Annotated in this window: 1 pseudogene; it reads right to left on the reverse strand. The window is 70.2% G+C overall.

Features of this window, described 5'->3' with window-relative positions:
* Window positions 1-396: pseudogene (locus tag BFE01S_RS38425) on the reverse strand (threonine ammonia-lyase, biosynthetic); the annotation flags it as partial.

The raw sequence follows: 396 nt of genomic DNA on the forward strand, positions 1-396 counted from the left end.
CCCGGTTGCGGATCTGCACGCCCACGAAGATGTGCGCGCGCTCCGCGTCGTCGATGCGGTAGTTGAACTCCGTCACGCTGCGCGTGCCCACCAGTTCGCAGAAGCGTTTGAAGCTGCCGCGCTCCTCGGGGATCGTCACCGCGAACACCGCCTCGCGCGCCTCGCCCACCTCCGCGCGCTCGGCCACGAAGCGCATGCGGTCGAAGTTCATGTTCGCCCCCGAGGTCACCGCCACCAGCGTCTGCCCCCGGATGCCCTCGCGCTCCGCGTAGCGCTTGAGCGCCGCCACGGCCAGCGCCCCCGCCGGCTCCAGCACGCTGCGCGTGTCCTGGAACACGTCCTTGATCGCCGCGCACAGCGCGTCGGTGTCCACCGTGATCACCTCGTCCAGATACG

The organism is Paraburkholderia ferrariae NBRC 106233, from assembly GCF_000685035.1.
In the GTDB taxonomy this organism is placed as follows: Bacteria; Pseudomonadota; Gammaproteobacteria; order Burkholderiales; family Burkholderiaceae; genus Paraburkholderia; species Paraburkholderia ferrariae.